Genomic DNA, 17042 nt, shown 5'->3' on the forward strand with positions numbered 1-17042 from the left:
GCGCTCGCCGCCGACCGCGTCCCGGCGGTGCGTATCGACCCCCTGTCGCGGGTTGCCCGGCACGGCGCCCGGAGGCACCGCAACCGTCGGCCTCGTGGGGCACTCGCCGGCTGGGCCGGGGAGGCAAGGGTCTGCGGTGACCGCGCCGGAGATCACCCGCGATCAGCGCTGCGGTCGGGGAGACGCCCGTGATGCTGTCCGATCCGCCTAATCGGCGCCATCCGCACCGGGCGACGGCCCTTGTCGCGCCCCTCACTCGCGACAACGATGCCGCAGCGATTCCTCGCCGTCCGCTGCCCGGGCAAGTTGCGGGAACCCCTTGACAGGCGTCGAAACGCGGGACTTAATGCTCGGAACATCGTTCATCAATGATGAACTGTTTGCCGGGATGTCGCTGACTTTCCGGTTCCCCTGGGCCGGCCGCCAGGTTGCCCGACCCCCGACCACCTGGCGGCCCCCTCCCCTTCACAGCCCGCTCATGCGGAGGAGGTGAGCGCCCCATGCAATGTGGCATGGGCGCCCAAATATGGAAGAGAACACCTACCCTCAGAAACTTCTCGCCGAGACGCTGGGCACCGCCGTGCTGGTGTTCATCGGCGTCGGTTCGGTCCCCGCGACGCTCATCGTCGGCGGCGACGCCCCGTTCACCATGGCGCAGCTGGGAATGATCTCGCTCGCGTTCGCCACCGTCGTCATCGCGATGGTCTACTCGATCGGCCACATCTCCGGCTGCCAGATCAACCCGGCCATCACCTTGGCCCTGGCGGCTACGAAGAAGATGCCCTGGCGGGACGTCCCCGGCTACATCGCGGCCCAAGTGGCCGGAGCGGTGCTGGGCGCGCTCGCGATCGTGGGGGTCCTGGGGAAGAAGGCGGTCGACGTCGGCCTCGGTATCGCCGCCTATGGCACCGGTGTCGGCGCCGGGCAGGCCTTCTTCGCCGAAGCGGTCGGCACATTCCTCCTCGCGTTCATCGTGTTCGGCGCCATCGACCGGCGTGCGCCCGGCGGCTTCGCGGGACTGGCCATCGGCCTCGGTGTCTTCGCGATCATCATCCCGGTGGCGCCGGCCACCGCGGCGTCCATCAACCCCGCCCGGACACTCGGCCCCATGATCACGGGTGAGCTGTTCGGGGGCACGGTCCACTGGGACCAGCTGCCCGTCTACCTGGCCGCTGAGGTGATCGGCGCCGTCGCCGCCGGCCTCCTCTACGTCGCCCTCAACAAGGCAGTCGCCGTAACCCCCGCCGAGAGCCCGGCGGCCCAGCCCGCCACGGCCGAAGGAGCCCTGTCATGAAGAAGCTCATCAACGCTCCCGAGGCAGTCCTCGCCGATGCCCTGTCCGGTATCGCCGCTGCCCACCCCGGGCTGAACGTCGACACTGAGAACAAGGTGATCACCCGCGCGGGCGGCACCCGAGCAGGCAAGGTGGCCCTGCTGTCCGGCGGTGGTTCCGGGCACGAGCCCCTGCACGGCGGATTCGTGGGACCGGGCATGCTGGACGCGGCCTGCCCCGGCGAGGTGTTCACCTCGCCCGTCCCCGGCCAGATGCTCACCGCAGCCCAGGCCGTCGACAGCGGCGCGGGCGTGGTGTTCATCGTGAAGAACTACACCGGTGACGTCCTCAACTTCCAGATGGCCGCCGAACTCGCCGCCGAGGAAGGCGTAACCGTCGAAACCGTCCTGGTCGACGACGACGTCGCCGTCCAGGACTCCACCTACACCGCCGGCCGCCGCGGCACCGGGGCCACCGTCTTCGTCGAGAAGATCACCGGAGCCCTCGCCGAGCAGGGCGCCGACCTCGCCGCCGTCGCCGAGATGGCCAAGCGGGTCAATGCCTCCTCCCGGTCCTTCGCCGTGGCCCTGACCGCCTGTACCACGCCCGCCTCCGGCAAACCCGGCTTCGACCTGCCCGAGGACGAGATGGAGGTCGGCGTCGGCATCCACGGCGAGCCCGGCCGACGCAGGGAGAAGCTCCGCCCCGCCAAGGAGATCGTGGCCACCGCCCTGGAGGCGATCCTCGACGATCAGCCCCTGGCCGCCGGGGAGGACACCATCGTCATGGTCAACGGCCTGGGCGCGACCCCGCTCATCGAGCTGTACGTGGTGTTCAACGAGGTCGCAGAGGTGCTCGCCGCGAAGAACGTGACCATCGCCCGCAGCCTGGTCGGCAACTACGTGACCAGCCTGGACATGGCGGGCGTCTCCATCACGGTGTGCAAAGCGGATGCCGACATGCTGGCCCTGTGGGACGCGCCCGTGAACACCCCCGCCCTGCGCTGGGGCGCCTGAACCGAGCCGGGGGCGGGCCGCCCGATCCGCAAGTACCCGGGCCGGCGCCTCCCCGCTGTCCCGCCCTCCCCGGACCGCAACCTTGCCGCATCGAGCGGCCGTCCCCCGGCTCATCCCCTTCCTGAACCCGCTACGCAAGCCTCGAACGGAGATCTCCCGTGGACATCGACCTCGCCCGCGCGTGGGTGCAGGCCATCGCCGCCGCCGTGGACCAGCGGAAGGACCACCTCACCCAGCTCGACTCGGCCATCGGCGACGCCGACCACGGCGTCAACATGCACCGTGGCTTCTCCGCCGTCACCACGGCCCTGGACGGCACCGATCCGGACACCGTCGGTGCCCTGCTGGTGAAGGTGGGTACCACCCTCGTCTCCAGCATCGGGGGCGCCTCCGGCCCGCTGTACGGAAGTGCCTTCCGCGCTATCGGCAAGATGCTGGATGCCCCCAGGGCCACACCCCAGGAATTCGCCCACGCACTCGCCCCCGGTCTGGACGCGATCCGGAAACTCGGCGCGGCCACGCCGGGCGACAAGACCATGATCGACGCCTACACGCCCGCGTTGGCCGCCTTCCAGCAGCAGGCCCACGCCGGAGCCGACCTCGCCGCGGCAGCCCTGGCCGCAGCGGACGCCGCCGAGGACGGCCTGCGCGCCACCACCCCGCTGCAGGCCCGCAAGGGACGCGCCTCCTACCTCGGCGCCCGCAGCATCGGCCACCCCGACCCCGGTGCCGCCTCCACCGCCCTGATCTTCCGCGCCCTCGCCGAAACGGCGGTGGCCCGATGACCGACCGCCTCACCTACAAAGGGCACACCGCCGCAGCCGGTACCGCGTTGGGCTTCCTGCGCCGCACCGACCGTCCCGCCACCCGCAGCCCGCAGCCGCAGCGCACCAGCGTCGACGGCGCGCAGCAGATCACCGACGCCTTCGACGCCGTCGCCGCCCGCCTGCTGGAGCTGTCCACCTCGCTGCGCGAACAGGGCAAGGACGAACAGGCCGACATCATGGAGGTCAACGGCTACATCGCGCAGGATCCGGATCTGCGCGACCAGGCCGTCGAGCGAGCGCACGGCGGCCAGCCGGTAGCCGTCGCCGTACGGCAGGCCGTCGACGCCTACGCCGGGGTCATCGCCGCCCTGGACACCCCGACCCTCGCCGACCGTGCGGCCGACGTCCGCCAGGTCGGCCGCCGTGTCCTGGCCTACCTGTACGGCGACACGGCCCCCGCGCCCGACCAGCCCCTCGTCCTGATCGCCCACGAGATCGGCGCCGCCGACCTGCTGGAACCCGGGCAGACCGTGACCGGCGCCATCTCCGTCACCGGCGGCCCGAACTCGCACGCGGCGATCGTCGCCCGCTCCCAGGGCATCCCTCTCCTGCTCAGCGTCGACGCGCGGCTGCTGGAGTTGCCCGATGGTCAGGAAGTCCTCCTCGACACCAACCGGGCCACCGCAGTGGTCCATCCCGACGACGCCGAACGCACCACTGCCCTGGAGGCCATAGAGGCTGCCCGGAGCCGCAGGCTCGCACTCGCACAAGAGCGCCACCTGCCCGCCCGGACGCTGGACGAGCACGACATCGTTCTGCGGGCCAACGTGGCCACACCGCAAGAGGCCCGGACCGTCCTGACCGCGGGCGCCGACGGGGTCGGCCTGCTCCGCACCGAGCTGCCCTTCCTCAACCACGCCTCCTGGCCCACCCGCAACCAGCACGCGGCCGCCCTCGTCCCCGTCCTGCGCGCCCTGCACGGACAGACCGTCACCGTCCGCACCCTCGACTTCGCCGACGACAAACTGCCGCCGTTCCTCGCCCGGGATCATGACGGCGAGCGGCTCGGCCGCGGCCTGCCGCTGATGCTCGCCCAGCCCGACGCCTTCGCCGACCAGTTCCGCAGCCTGCTCAGCGCCGGATCCGACACCGACCTGCGCATCATGATCCCCATGGTCGCGAGCATCGACGAACTGCGCGCCTGCCGCGCACTTCTCAACACCACGGCAGCCGAACTCGGCGTCAGCGCACCACCACTGGGCATCATGGTCGAACTGCCCGAAGCTGTCGCCGCGGCGGATGAACTCGCCTGCGAAGCGGCCTTCATCTCCATCGGCAGCAACGACCTCACCAGCCAGATCCTGGGCATCGACCGACGCGACCCCGCCGCCACCCCGGCCATGGCCGCACACCCGGCCGTCCTCGACGCCATCGCGCAGGTCGTCAGGGCCGCGCACCGCCACAACCGTCAGGTCTCCGTCTGCGGGGATGCCGCCGCCCACCCTCTGGTCATCCCTCTCCTCATCGGCGTCGGCTGCGACATCCTCTCCGTAGCCCCCGCCGCGCTCGACGAGGTCCGCGCCTGCATCCGCCGCCTCCGCTACGACGCCTGCGCATCTCTGGCCGCCGCCGCTCTCACCAGCGGGACCCCGCAAGAGGTCTGGGACCTCGTGCGGCAGTCCCGCGTACCGTCGCTGCCGTGACGCCTCCCGCATCGCCGGTCCGGCGTTCCACCCCGGCTCAGACCCCGCCTCGCACCGGTCACCCGGACACCGAACCGGGACCCCTCGTTAGTAGTCGGGGAACTGCAGGGCGACAGCGATGGCGCGGTGCATGTCGTGCGCCGTGCTCCATTGGCCGACTTCCAGCCGGATGACGCGGAAACCGCGGTCTCCGAGACGTTTCGCCGCCTGTGTAGAGGAGACGCTTGCGCTCCAGAAGAGGGCGACGAAGGTGTTGAGCATGCACTCGACGTCGGGAAGTCGAGTCGTCGTGGTGCCGGGTGCCGGATCCTGCGCCGTGTCGCTCCGGTAGGCGTCGAGGAGGCGGAAGAACTCCTGGACGGGAGTCGAGCCGTCGGGGGTGTTGCGCTCGATGTCGGCTGCCCAACCAAGTGGGCTGCTGCCGCCAAGTCGTGTCCCGAGCCACTGGCTGAAGGCTCCACCGTGCCAGAAGCCGCAGGGCTCGTCGATGGAGTGCACGCCGAGAGCGACCTGGTAGCCGATCAGCATGGACTGCACGTCACGGAGTGAACCCCGGACAGCCACGCACCGGGCCGGAGGCGGACCTGATCCAGGAAGTCGTACACGTCCGTGCAGTCCTGCCAGTGCATGGCAGAGAGGCCCGGGCTGCCTTCGGTCGGCATATTCCGACCCTACGGTGCGAACGGGCGTTGTCGTACGTCGGAGGGGCGTGAGTGCAAGGCGGTCACAAGCGGTCGGCTGGTGGCAACTGCGGCCACCCTCTGGGATCTTGCTGCGGCTGGTCCTACGTCTTGCTGGAGCTTGGAGGGTCGCCCGGCTCTGGGGGCATGTGAGGGTGGGGCCGGTATGACGCCACTGTTCGAGCGTCTGGATCAGGAAGAGACATTCGTTCGCGACGAGTTGGCCGTACCACGCGAGAAGGGCACGGTGGCCGCCGAGGAACGACTGGCTCACCTGACGATCACGAGCGGGACCTCGGAGTCAGCGCGAGGTGAGGTGCTCCGGGTCAGGCAGCCGCGAGGCAGTGGCCGGCTCGTAGACGCTGGCGAGCGCAGTGAACAGAAGAGCCACACCGAAAGAGCCGGGGTCGGGGACGCCGATGGCGTGCCGGCCCACGTAGCTGGCGCGGCCGCGCCGGGGGGTGAGGGATGCGGTGCTCAGGGCGCCTTGGACGGCGGCCTCGGCGGCGGCGGTGAAGGGAGCATCCGCGCCGTCGCGGGCGGCCGCGGCCAACGCGTCGGCGGCGGGGGCGAGTGCGTCCACGAGGGTGCAGTCGCCGACCTTGGCTCCGCCGACCCGGTGGATGGCGTCGAGGCCGGCCTTGGCCGCGTCGGCAACGGCTCCTGCGCCAGGCGCGTGGCCGTCGGACCAGGACACGGTGGCCAGGTCCTGGAAGAGGAGCCCGAAGAGCGGACCACTGGTGCCGCCGACATCGTTGAGGAAGGCCTCGGCCAAGGCAGCCACGCCGCCGGTCCCCGATGCGTTCCGCTTGACCGCCCGGCGCACGCCGCCGGCGAGGTTGTCGCCGAAGTCGCCGTCGCCGACGAGCTGGTCGAGGGCAGTGAGGTTGTCATGGGCCTGGGCGACGAACGCCGCATAGCGGTCGAGAAGGACTCGGCTGGCCGGTGCCTCGCCCTCGTGCGCGGGGGTGGTCACCGGTTCGGCAACGACGCTCGCCGCGGTGTCCGGAGTCAGGGTGTGAGAGGGAAGGACGAGCGGTGTGTCGGTGGGGGCCGTCCACAGCTCAGCCCACTCCGCCTTCATGTGGGTGAGGGTGATGGAAAAGCCGGCCATGTCCAGGGCCGCGGTGAACGTGCCGGGCACGATGGCCAGCGGCTGGATGCCGCGGGCCGTGAGCAGGTCGTGCAGGATCGAGCCGATGGCGTGCAGTTCCAGGCTGGTCGTGGCACCCAGGCCGTTGACGACGGCCAGGACCTTGTCCTGCCCTGCGGGCAGGGCCTGGAGCAGATCGTCGGTCATCTGCGCCACGAGTTCCTCGACGGGGCGGTGGTCGACGGTGCGCGTACCGCGCTCGCCGTGGATGCCGACGCCGTAGTCGAGTGTGCCGGGGCTCAGGTCGAAGGCCGGTGCCCCGGTCGAGGGTGAGGTCTGGGCTCGGGCCGCGACGGCGAGGCTGCGGGAGCGCGCGACGACGTCCGCGCCCAAGGCAGCGAGTTCATCCAGTTTGGCGCCCTGGTCGGCGAAGGAACCGAGCAGCTTTTCCAGGACCACGGTTGCGGCGGTACCCCGGCGGCCGGTCGCGGTGTCCGCCTTGTCGGTGGCCAGGTCGTCGTCGACGAGGACTGTTGCTACGGGAATGCCGTCGTGGCGAAGGCGTTCCGCGGCGATCTGAAAGTTGATCACATCGCCGGTGTAGTTCTTGATGACGAGCAGGACGCCGTTGCTCTTCGCGGCGGCCGCGCTGGCCTCGTAGATCTGCCGGTTGTGCGGGGAGGCGAAGATCTCGCCGGGGCAGACGGCGTCGAGACCCCCAGGGCCCAGGAGGCCGGTGTGCAGCGGCTCGTGGCCGGAACCGCCTCCTGCGACCAGCGCGACCGTGCGGTTGGGGTTGCTGGTGCGGGCCCGCAGGTACAGGGGGCTGCTGTTCACTTCGATCAGTCCGGGGTTGGCCAGGGCGAGACCGCGTGCGGCGCTGAGGACCGTGTCGGCTTGCGGGAGGAAGTACGTCATGGGAAGGCTCCGTTGGAAAAGCGGGGGTGGATGGATCAGCGACCGTCAGCCGGTGGGGGTGTTGACGCTGAGGTGAGGGGGCTGGCGGTGCGGCTCACGCCCAGGCCAGCCGTGCCCGGTGCGCCCAGTAGGCGCTGGCGGGTTCGGCGAGCTCGGTGAGCCGCTGAAGCTGGGTGGGCTGGAGTTTGACGCGCGCTGCCGCGAGGTTGCTGTTGAGCTGGTCGACCGTCACGGCTCCGGAGAGGACCACGTCGGCCCAGGGCTCGGCGGCAACGGCCGCGAGGGCGACGGCGTCGCACGAGGCACCGGTCTGCTGGGCGATCTCACGCAGAGCGCTCGTCTCGGATGCGACAACGTGGGGGTCGGCTAGGCGGCCGTTGGCCAGGGCCTCCTTGACGATCACTGCGCAGCCTGCGTCGTGCGCTTCAGCGAGAGCGCCGCCCGCGGACCGCTCCAGCAGGTTGTAGGTGGTCTGGACGCTGCCGAACAGCGGCCGTCCGCTCACCGTGACCGACAGTGCCGCACGGATGGTGTCTGCCTGGTTCGGGCCGCTGGTGGACAGGCCGACGGTCACCCCTTCTTCCGCCAGGTGTGCCAGCCGCTCATGCAGGGCGCTGTCGCCCAGTGCGGGGCTGTCCGGGGTGACGGAGTGGATCTGGTACAGGCTGAGCCGGTCTCCGAGCAGGGCCCGGGTTTCGGCGACTTGCCGGTCGTACGCGTCCGTGCCGTGGTCCTTGACCTCGTGGACATCGGCCTGGGTGCTCCAGTCGGCTGTGTAGGTGTAGCCCCACTTGCTGCCCACCACGATGTCCGTGGCGTCGGGACGGGCCTGCAGCCATTGGGCGAGGTACGTCTCCGCCAGCCCGTAGGAGCGGGCGGCGTCGAAGTAGCGCACTCCCTGGGCGTAGGCCGCGTCCATCAGGGCGAAGGCTCGTTCTCTGAGGGCTTCGGGCGAGCGGACGGCGGGCAGATCCGTGTCGCGGCCCAGCGTGATGTAGCCGGGTCGGCCGACTGCGGCCAGCCCCAGACCGATCCGCAGGGGCGACGCCGCTCGCAGTGTCAGACTCATACGACAAGACTTTCTTGGCAGTTCTTGTGACAGTGGGCCGCAGCATGCGCCGGGCAGAAGCTGGTCATCCCAGGCCGGTACCGGGAGCCGGTCGACGCCCGGTGTGGGTGGGGCGTCACGTCTGGGCCGCCGTGTCGGCGAGGGCGCGGAAGATCAGGGCCGTCGAGGTGGCCCCCGGGTCCTGGTGACCGACGCTGCGCGCCCCGAGGTAGGAGGCGCGGCCCTTGCGTGCCTGCAAGGGAGTGGTGGCGCGCATGCCCTCCTCGGCGGCGTCGGCGGCAGCCGCTGCCGCGGCGGCGAAGCCGGTTCCCTGACGGGCCTGCTCCTCGAAGGCGGCCAGGGCGGGCGCGTACGCGTCGATCATCGTTTTGTCACCGGGGACGGCCGCGCCCAGCTTCTGGATGCTTTCCAGGCCGGCGGCGAGTGCTCCGGCGAACGCGAGCGGTTCGGCGACAGGACTGTCAAGGGCCTTGCCCAGTGCGCGGAACGCGCCCCCGTACAGCGGTCCCGAGGCACCCCCGATGGTGGAGATCAGGGTGGTGCCGGTCTTGGTGAGGACGGCTCCGACCGTCTCGGGGCTGAGGTCCGAAACGGCAGCCGCGGCGGCGGTGAATCCGCGGTCCAGGTTGGTCCCGTGGTCTGCGTCACCGATCGCCGAGTCGAGCTGGGTGAGATGATCCTTGTGCTGGCCCACGGCGACGGTGATGGCCTGCACCCACGCACGGGCGAGGTCGATGTCCATGGGGGTCTCCGTTCGATGATCGGTGCATACGGGGTCGGTGGTTGGAAGAGCCGGGGGCGGGGCGCAGTTCACGCGGCCGCCTCTGGAGGGCCGCGCCTCATGCACAGCCCCGCCCCCGGCCCGGTTCACACGCCCCATGGCAGGGCGGGGGTGTTCACGGGCGGGTCCCATAGGGACAGCATGTCGGCATCCGCCCTCCGCACCGTGGCGGCGATACCCGCCGTGTCCGGACGGCTCAGATAGTTGCCCACCGGCCTGTGGGCGAGGGGCGTGTTCGTCGCGGCGTGTACGCCTGCCACCGCGCAGGCCGCCGAGGCAACCGCGGCGGCGAAGGCGAGAGAGTGTTCCCGGCTGCCTCATGGTGAGCGGAGGGCCGCTGATGACCACGGTTGCGGGGGCGGATCCGACGTTGGGCACCAGCAGGGCCAGCCCCAGCGTCCCGGTGAGGAGCCTTGGACGGGAGTTCTCTACCATCTGACGGCGTCCGGTGCCGACGCTGGCACGGACGCTTCACCTCCTCCGCGTGATGCGGGCTGTGAACGGGAGAGGAGCCGCCGGGTCCTTCTACTCGGGCAGGATCCGCCGGCCCTGTGGGAACTGGACCAGACCATCTACCCTCTCCGGTGTCGTTCATCATTGATGAACGTTGTTCCGGAAGTTAAGCACCCGTTTCACGCCTGTCAAGAGGCTCGGGGCACCCGGTCGGCCGCAATGCCATGCCAGGGCGGGGCCGCGATGCGCGGCTGTGCGTCTAGGCGCCGGGGGTGTAGGCCGCCCGGCGCGGGGCGCCCAGGTCGCGGGAGAGATTACGGGCTGTTTCCCGCACGGCCACAGCGAGTTCCTGGCGTGTCGATTCACCCAGCATGCGCTCCACCGGGCCGACGATGCCGATGGCGCCCGCCACCTCGCCGGAGCGGTCGAAGACCGGCGAGGCGATGCCCGCGTCCCCGATGGCCGATTCCTGGTCCTCCAGCGCGTAACCGGCCTTCAATGCCTCCTCCAGGTGGCCTGCCAGCGCCTTCCGGTCGGTCATGCTGGCACCGGTGAGCACCGCCAGCTCCCCGGCGAGCAGGCGTTCGCGCGTGCCCGCCGGCGACGACGCCACGATGGCCTTGCCCAGGGCGCACGTGTTCCACGGGATGCTCGCGCCCACCTCGAGAATCTGCACCGCACCCTCGGGGCGGAACGCGTGGTGGACGATCAGTACGTGGTCGCCCGTGAGGACGCCCACCCACACCGCTTCCTTGGTGCGGTTGGCCAGAGCGTCCGCCCAGGTCAACGACCGTGTCCGCAGCTCGTGCGTATCCAGATAGGCGTTGCCCAGCTGTACGAGGTTCGGCCCCAGCTGGTACTTCGAGCTGTCCCGATCCTGTCCGACCAGACCCTCGATCTCCAGTGTGCGCAGCAGTGCGTGCACGGTCGGCTTCGCGACGCCCAGCCGGTCGGCCAGTTCGGTCACACCCAGCCGGGGACCGCCTGAGGCGAGTTCCCGCAAGATCTGCACTGCCCTGTGCACGGACTGGACCATAGAGATCTCCGATTCAGTATTGCTGAACAGCATTCCGAGATTTAATATGACTGTTCATGAGTACACCCGTCGGCATCGTACTCGCGTCCCGCAGCGTCGAGCTTGCTGCAGGTCCAGGCCTGCTGGTGGAGCAGATCTGCTCCGACGCCGTTCCCGTCGCACCCGCGGCCGGAATCGACGACGGCAGGGTCGGCACCGGCTACGAGCTCGCTCTCAACGCGACCAAGGATGCCGAGCGGGGCGCCGGGGTTCTGGTTCTTCCCGACCTCGGCGGTTCCGTTCCGACCACCCTCGTGGACGCCCCGTCCAGACGTCGTCATCGTCGAGGCTCCTTCTGCCGAGCGCCGTCGCCGAGGTGGTCGCTGCCGCGTCCGGTGCCGACCTGCACACCGTCGTCGAATCCGCTCAAGAGGGCCCGCCATGTCCGCAAGCTCTGACACCCACCCCACCACCGGCCACGAAGCGGCCGTGGTGCTTCCCGCCAACCTCCACGCCCGACCCGCCGGAAAGCTCGCCCGCGCAGCGGGTCGGTTCTCCAGCACCATCGAGCTGGACCACAACGGCGAGACGATCGCCCCCACCGGCGTTCTCGGCGTCATGGGCCTGGGGGCCACGGCCGGAAGCACCGTGACCGTACGGGCCACCGGCCCCGACGCCCTCGACGCGGTCGCCGCACTGACCGGCATCCTCGCCAACGCCGAGTAGCCCTGACCGTCATGAGTCCGCAGATGACGAGCCGCGATCTGCACTTCCCCCCGGGCGGAGCCACGCCTGCCGGCGAAGCCGAGTACACCTGTCCGCTGCCCCACATCCCGGAAGCAGTCCGCACCGTGCGCCGTCGCGCGCGCACCGTGCTCGGAGGCTGGGCCATACCGGCGACCACGACAGACGACGCGGTCCTGGTGATATCCGAGCTGGTCACCAACGCCATCGCTCATGCCCTCCCGCCGGCCGTGCTGCGGCTGTCGCTGTCGGCCGACGGCGGTCGGAGGGCCTTGCGAGTGGAGGTCACCGACGGCGGCCCTGCGTTCACCGCCGGGTCCGCTCCCGCCGACGCCTCTTCTTCTCTGGCGGAGTGCGGCCGTGGAGGAGGAATCGTCGGGGCTCTCGCCCTTCAGCACGGCATCTCCTTCCGGGACGCTCATGTCACCCGGTGGGCCGATCTCTCCGTCGAAGCCTGAGCAGGGAAGAACGCCGCTCCGGGTGCCCCCACTGCGCATCCCGATCGCCGAACCCGTCAAGCCCGGTCCTCCACTCCGGCACGAGCACACAACGCGCCCTGTGAAGACCCTCGAGCACGCGTCGCCACAGCCTGCCGCTAAGCCAACTGACGGGCACCCACCCGTCTGACTCATGCGGGCACTGGTGTGCCTGCGCCGATTGCGGTCATAAGCAACGCGACAACTCCATCCTGAGCAGGAAGGCCACCCCCCACCCCATGACGACGGCCCAGTCCGACAGCACCCCGACCGCGGCACGCACAACATTCGAGCATCTGGCGGAAACGGTTCGATACGAAGGTGTGTACCCGACCCGTGCGCGAGCCGAGGAAGCCATCCGGGCCGTGCTCACCAGCCTGGGCCGGCAGCTCACCGGCGAGGAACGCGTCGAACTCGCCGCCCACCTGCCCCTCGAAGCAGCGCTCGTCTTCACCGCCGAGGGGACCCCAGGGGAACGACCGCGGTGACTGTTCAGGTCGCCGGTCCCGACCCGGGCGGTGCCAGCACGGCCGTTCCCTGAGGGTTCGCGCTTGCTCAGGACCGCCGTATCCGCACGCCGGACCGCCCTCCGCCGCGGAATCACCCGGCGACCGGGCGGCGGGCGATGGTGTCAATCCATCCCGGAGCAGGCTGCTTCGTTCAACACACCGGGCCGACGGTCATTTCGCGAGGAACACCTCAGCCTCGCACTTGTCCGCCCACTTGATCTTGTGCTCCAGGTTGCTTCCGTCATCGAAGGAAAGGAAGCCTTCGTCGTCGACGGTCGCCACGACGTCATGGGACCGCAGGCACCGAACCCACCGATCGGCCTTGTCCCGGAAATCCGGATCCTCCCTCGCGGACCGCTGCGTCAAGGTCTCGGGTTCTTTCGACTGGCACTTCTTCTGGGCCTCCGGATACCTGGGGTCCGTGTCGCGGTCGAAAACGCCCTTGTAGCTGCCGTCATCGTTCTTGAGCATCTTGACCCCCTGCTTCGCCAGGCAGTCCTGGTACAGCTGGTCGATCCTGTGTTCCTCCTCGTCGGAGGTGTCGGGCCTGATGAGTGGTCGCTCGACCTGGGCCACGGGCGACCCGTTCGTGTCCTTCGCATTTTTCTGGGAGCCCGTCACACTCGCGACGCCTGTGTCCTTCGTGTCCTGAGCCGACTCGGACTCTCCTGAGCACGCCCCGATGAGAAACGACGCGGTGAGCGCGGTCAGGGTGGCGAGGAGGCGCTTCGCCGTCGGTGGGTGGGATGTGTCGGCAACTCGCATGGGGTGAACCTCTCATGAGTCGGGTAGTTGTGGTGAGGCAGGGGAAACAGCCGGGTGCAATGAGCGCCGGCAGGGACGCTAAGCCGAGGCCAGTGCCGCGGTCGGCGACAGCCGGGAGGCGCGGACGGCCGGATACACGCCGGCGATGACACCGACGAGTACCGCGCCGCCGAGTCCGCTCGTCACCGCGGGCAGCGGGACGACCGGCGGCCATCCCCGGTACGCCGCGTAGCCGATGGTGCCGAGGACGCCGAGAGCGACTCCTGCCAGGCCTCCGAGACCGGACAGTGCGATGGACTCGGTGAGGAACTGGCCCCGGATCTGCCCCCTGTTGGCGCCCAGCGCACGGCGCAGACCGATCTCACGGCGGCGTTCCAGTACGGAGATCACCATGGTGTTGGCGACACCGATGCCGCCGACCAGCAGTGCGACTCCGGCAAGGCCGATGAACAGCCCCGAGAACGTGGCCTCGGTGGAGCGTTTGGCTGCCAGGGCATCTGATGGCCGGCTGACCCGTACCTCGCTCGGGGACTGCGGATTGATGGTCGCGGGCAGCACCGCGTGCACGTCCTCGACGGCCGACTCGTCCGCTCGCAGGAACAACTGCGTCGGGCGACGGTCGAAGCCGAGCATGCTGTGCGCTGCCTCCCAGCCGACCAGGACGGAGCGGTCGATGTCGGGTGCCAGTGGGACTGAGCGCAGAATGCCGATGACACTGAACCAGCGGTCGTTGATCAGCACGAGCGGCGGCGGATCACCAGGGCGCAGATCGGGAATACCCACTCGCGCGGCGGCTACCGAACCGAGGACGACGGTGGGAATCCGCCCGGTGGCGCTGGAGAGGTAGCGGCCGGAGCGCATCTTCGCGTTGATCACACCGAGCAGGTTGGACTGAGCTGCCAGCACGGTCATCCCGGAGGCTTCGAGCGCACCTTCCCTGTCGGAACGACGCACCACGGCATGGGTGTTGGCCACGCCGGTGACCGCGCGCACGGGGCCGATCCGCCGGACCATCGCGAGCGACTCGGGCGGAAAGGACACCGTCTCGTCACCCGAGGTCCTGTCCGCGACCGCTTGCAGCCGGTCGGTACCCAGGGCGGTCAGGTCGGCGTTCAGAGCCCGCTGGCTGGATGCCGGGATTCCGGTGACCACGATCATCGTGGCGATGCCGATGGAGATGCCGAGCGCTGACAGAGCCGCCCGCATCCGCCGGGTGCGGATGCCGACCAGCCCGAGGCGCAGCAGATCGGCGGGCGACAACCTGACGCGCCGGTGATGCGGGGTGGTCGGCCGGTGATGCCCGGAACGCCGCCGGGGAAGCCGCCTCATCGTGCGTGCCCGGTACGGAGGCGCCCGCCGGGCGTATCCCGGCTGGTGGCAGTGGCAGTGGCAGTGGCAGTGGCAGTGGCAGTGGCAGTGTCGGTGACGATGCGGCCGTCCTGGATCTCCACCCTGCGCGGCAGTCGCGCGGCGATGTCCCGGTCGTGGGTGATGAGCGCGATGGTGGTTCCCTCGCGGTTGAGGTGGGTGAGCAGTTCCAGTACGGCCCGTCCGTTGGCGGTGTCCAGCGCGCCGGTCGGCTCGTCAGCGAGTACGAGTGTGGGCTCATGGACGAGGGCTCGTGCGATGGCCACCCGCTGTCGTTCGCCACCGGAGAGCTGATGGGGTCGGTGACCCGCTCGGTGGGCGAGGCCGACCCGCTCCAGCGCGGCGAGCGCGAGAGGTCGCCGGCGCTTTCTCGACACCCCGGCGTAGAGGAGTCCGGTGGCCACGTTCTCGGTCGCGGTCAGCCCCTCGGACAGGTGGAACTGCTGGAAGACGAAACCGAGCCAACGCCCCCGCAGCGCGGACAGCTGCCGGTCCGGCATGCTGGTGACGTCCTGGCCGGCGATCACCACGTTGCCGCTGGTCGGACGGTCAAGGGTGCCCATGATGTTCAGCAGGGTGGACTTGCCGGAGCCGGACGGGCCGACGATGGCCGCGAGTTCGCCCTCACGTATCTCCAGGCTGACCCCGTCCAGGGCCCTGACCCCACCGGGGTACTCGACCACGGCATCACGGACCGACAACACGGAGGCGGGTGCAGACGTCACGATGAGGTCACCACCCGGGTGCCTTCGGTGATTCCGTCCCCGGTGATCTCGACCATCCCCTTGGCGATAAGTCCCGTCTGCACCGCGACGGTGCGTCCGTCTGCCGTTCGCAGTCCGTAGCCGCCTTCCCGGAGCGCGAGCAGCGCGGTCACGGGCACGGCGAGTACCCCGGCCCGCGTCTGGGAGACGAACTCGACCTGCACAGGCCCGGAGTCAAGCCTCCTCACCTTGTCAGGGTGAGTGAAGTCGACCATGACGGTCACCTTCGCCTGACCGGGACCGTTCTCCGAGGCCTCGGCGGCGGTGCCGACTCCTGCCACCTTTCCGGGCGTCGACGTCCCGTCCGGAAGACGTACGGTCACCGGATCGCCCCGCTTCACGGACCCTGCTTGGAGGACGTCCATCGCCACGGTCACGGCCTTCACCGTCGACGTCACCTTCAGCAGGGGTGCGGCAACCGCGTCGCCCACCTCGGCACTGGCACCGTCCACCCGGACCGCGCCGCCGAGCACCACCGCGTCACCGGGCGCGAGCACTCCGGTGGACGGAGCGCCGATGCGTGCCTGCCAGCGTTTGATTGCCCTCACCAGCGCATCCGTGAGGACACCGTCCCCGGACCTGACCTTCACCCGTGTGACCGTGGTTCCGCCTTCGGGCCGTCCGGTGCCCGCGCTGCCTGCCGCACCGGGCGCGGTTCCCCGGGACGGGGAAGGACCGGCTGCGCCCTGTGCCGCCGATCCCTGACTTTCGGCCGCCTCGTCAGAGGCGGGGGAGGAGCCGGCGGTGTCCTTGTCCGCTGCCGTGCCGGCCCCGCTGCCTGCCGAACCCTCCTCTCCCGCAGGGGTGGTCACGCTGACGAACTGCCCCGGGGAAGGCTGGTCCCCGACCTCGTACCCGAGGGCCCTCAGATTGTCGACGACGGCCTTCACGTCCCGGCCGACCATGTTGCGGCCCTCGAGGCGCCGGTAGAGCGGCACATCGCCGTAGAAGAGCGGCACCCCGCGGTCGTCGACGCGATACACGTCCTTGCCGCGCGACAGCGTGGTCCCGGGAGCGGGGAGCCACGTCACCACACCATCCCCGGCGCCCTTGACGGTACGGGGCCGGGCATACCCGAGCGTGCCGTCGAGCAGGCGGCTGTCGGACAGGTCCGTCCGTACGACCGTGACCGTACGCGCCGACGGCTCCGCCTTCACCGGCTGTCTACTGCCGTCCTTCCCCCAAGGCACTCCCATCGCGACTCCGGCTCCGGCCAGCGACACGACGAGCGCGGCAGCCGCGATCCTGATCCGGCGCTGCCGCCCCGGTGCCCCGCTGCCCGCGATGCCACCGGGAGCCGCGTCCGCTTCGGTGACGGGCTTCGTTCCCGGGCGCGTCACCGCGAGCATGACGGTGGGACTGTCGTTCTGGCCGGTCACCGCGGGAACCCGGCGGCAGGCGTGCTGCGGGCGTCCGCCGCCGCGACGGCCGGACGGCGTCCGTCGCCGGGGATACGGACGCGCAGGGGAGCGGGGGCGGGGTCGCGCCAGGCCGGCGCGGTGGCGAGAGCGATATCTCGGATCATGCGAACGACTCCCAGGGTGACGCGCGGACGCCGCTGCGAGCCGGGCGCGTCACACGGTGTGCGGGTACCGGAGGCGAGCCGGGATTCCGGCTTCAGGTACGGAGTTTCGGTGACGGCACCGAC

At 70.3% G+C, this 17042-nt stretch carries 17 protein-coding genes and 1 pseudogene; 8 read left to right on the plus strand and 10 right to left on the minus strand.

The features are described from left to right. Positions 1 to 526 precede the first annotated feature (526 nt). The 4 genes from ACFWI9_RS08065 (at position 527) to ACFWI9_RS08080 (ending at position 4759) form a co-directional block, all read left to right on the plus strand. Positions 527 to 1294: an MIP/aquaporin family protein gene (locus ACFWI9_RS08065; RefSeq protein ID WP_387159776.1), complete on the plus strand. Its 768-nt coding sequence runs from the start codon at positions 527 to 529 to the stop codon at positions 1292 to 1294. Next, positions 1291 to 2289, plus strand: coding sequence for a dihydroxyacetone kinase subunit DhaK (gene dhaK, locus ACFWI9_RS08070; protein ID WP_387159778.1), 999 nt, complete (start codon positions 1291 to 1293; stop codon positions 2287 to 2289). Before ACFWI9_RS08065 ends, dhaK begins: the two co-directional genes overlap by 4 nt. 158 nt (positions 2290 to 2447) lie before the next feature. Further along, positions 2448 to 3074, plus strand: a complete 627-nt coding sequence (gene dhaL / locus ACFWI9_RS08075; RefSeq protein ID WP_387159780.1) for a dihydroxyacetone kinase subunit DhaL — start codon at positions 2448 to 2450, stop codon at positions 3072 to 3074. After that, complete coding sequence (locus tag ACFWI9_RS08080; RefSeq protein WP_387159782.1) at positions 3071 to 4759, plus strand: phosphoenolpyruvate--protein phosphotransferase; 1689 nt, start codon at positions 3071 to 3073, stop codon at positions 4757 to 4759. Before dhaL (ACFWI9_RS08075) ends, ACFWI9_RS08080 begins: the two co-directional genes overlap by 4 nt. A gap of 87 nt (positions 4760 to 4846) precedes the next feature. On the opposite strand, the gene ACFWI9_RS08085 is transcribed toward ACFWI9_RS08080, so the two are convergent. The 5 genes from ACFWI9_RS08085 to ACFWI9_RS08105 form a co-directional block, all read right to left on the minus strand. Continuing rightward, entirely contained in the window at positions 4847 to 5296 is a 450-nt protein-coding gene (locus tag ACFWI9_RS08085; protein WP_387159784.1) for a hypothetical protein, read from the minus strand. Positions 5297 to 5740: 444 nt separating this feature from the next. Further along, positions 5741 to 7450 (minus strand): dihydroxyacetone kinase family protein, encoded by a 1710-nt coding sequence (locus ACFWI9_RS08090; RefSeq protein WP_387159785.1) that lies wholly within the window; start codon positions 7448 to 7450, stop codon positions 5741 to 5743. 94 nt (positions 7451 to 7544) lie between these two features. Next, positions 7545 to 8519 (minus strand): aldo/keto reductase, encoded by a 975-nt coding sequence (locus ACFWI9_RS08095; RefSeq protein ID WP_387159786.1) that lies wholly within the window; start codon positions 8517 to 8519, stop codon positions 7545 to 7547. Between the two features lie 115 nt (positions 8520 to 8634). After that, positions 8635 to 9261, minus strand: coding sequence for a dihydroxyacetone kinase subunit DhaL (dhaL, locus tag ACFWI9_RS08100; RefSeq protein ID WP_387159788.1), 627 nt, complete (start codon positions 9259 to 9261; stop codon positions 8635 to 8637). Between the two features lie 751 nt (positions 9262 to 10012). Continuing rightward, entirely contained in the window at positions 10013 to 10777 is a 765-nt protein-coding gene (locus ACFWI9_RS08105; RefSeq protein WP_387159790.1) for an IclR family transcriptional regulator, read from the minus strand. A gap of 68 nt (positions 10778 to 10845) precedes the next feature. Here ACFWI9_RS08105 and ACFWI9_RS08110 point away from each other — a divergent pair, with 68 nt between their 5' ends. The 4 genes and pseudogenes from ACFWI9_RS08110 to ACFWI9_RS08125 form a co-directional block, all read left to right on the plus strand. Beyond that, positions 10846 to 11226, plus strand: a complete 381-nt coding sequence (locus ACFWI9_RS08110; protein WP_387159791.1) for a PTS-dependent dihydroxyacetone kinase phosphotransferase subunit DhaM — start codon at positions 10846 to 10848, stop codon at positions 11224 to 11226. Continuing rightward, on the plus strand, positions 11210 to 11494 hold the full coding sequence (locus ACFWI9_RS08115; protein ID WP_387159793.1) for an HPr family phosphocarrier protein: 285 nt from the start codon (positions 11210 to 11212) through the stop codon (positions 11492 to 11494). The genes ACFWI9_RS08110 and ACFWI9_RS08115 overlap by 17 nt, the downstream gene beginning before the upstream one ends. Positions 11495 to 11505: 11 nt before the next feature. Then, positions 11506 to 11970: an ATP-binding protein gene (locus tag ACFWI9_RS08120; protein WP_387159795.1), complete on the plus strand. Its 465-nt coding sequence runs from the start codon at positions 11506 to 11508 to the stop codon at positions 11968 to 11970. A gap of 257 nt (positions 11971 to 12227) precedes the next feature. Beyond that, positions 12228 to 12449, plus strand: a pseudogene (locus tag ACFWI9_RS08125) (DUF2267 domain-containing protein); the annotation flags it as partial. Between the two features lie 219 nt (positions 12450 to 12668). On the opposite strand, the gene ACFWI9_RS08130 reads toward ACFWI9_RS08125, so the two are convergent. The 5 genes from ACFWI9_RS08130 to ACFWI9_RS08150 all read right to left on the minus strand — a co-directional run bounded on the left by ACFWI9_RS08130 (position 12669) and on the right by ACFWI9_RS08150 (position 16919). Continuing rightward, entirely contained in the window at positions 12669 to 13262 is a 594-nt protein-coding gene (locus ACFWI9_RS08130; RefSeq protein WP_387159797.1) for a hypothetical protein, read from the minus strand. A 78-nt stretch (positions 13263 to 13340) separates the two neighbouring features. Next, positions 13341 to 14591: an ABC transporter permease gene (locus tag ACFWI9_RS08135; RefSeq protein ID WP_387159798.1), complete on the minus strand. Its 1251-nt coding sequence runs from the start codon at positions 14589 to 14591 to the stop codon at positions 13341 to 13343. Then, on the minus strand, positions 14588 to 15355 hold the full coding sequence (locus tag ACFWI9_RS08140) for an ABC transporter ATP-binding protein (RefSeq protein ID WP_387159800.1): 768 nt from the start codon (positions 15353 to 15355) through the stop codon (positions 14588 to 14590). Before ACFWI9_RS08140 ends, ACFWI9_RS08135 begins: the two co-directional genes overlap by 4 nt. Then, positions 15352 to 16773 carry a peptidoglycan-binding protein gene (locus ACFWI9_RS08145; protein WP_387159801.1) on the minus strand — a complete coding sequence of 474 codons (1422 nt, stop codon included), beginning with the start codon at positions 16771 to 16773 and terminating at the stop codon, positions 15352 to 15354. Before ACFWI9_RS08145 ends, ACFWI9_RS08140 begins: the two co-directional genes overlap by 4 nt. Further along, on the minus strand, positions 16770 to 16919 hold the full coding sequence (locus tag ACFWI9_RS08150; protein WP_387159803.1) for a hypothetical protein: 150 nt from the start codon (positions 16917 to 16919) through the stop codon (positions 16770 to 16772). Before ACFWI9_RS08150 ends, ACFWI9_RS08145 begins: the two co-directional genes overlap by 4 nt. Between the last annotated feature and the right edge of the window lie 123 nt (positions 16920 to 17042).

The sequence above is a fragment of the Streptomyces sp. NPDC127084 genome (genome assembly GCF_042724175.1).
Lineage (GTDB): Bacteria > Actinomycetota > Actinomycetes > Streptomycetales > Streptomycetaceae > Streptomyces.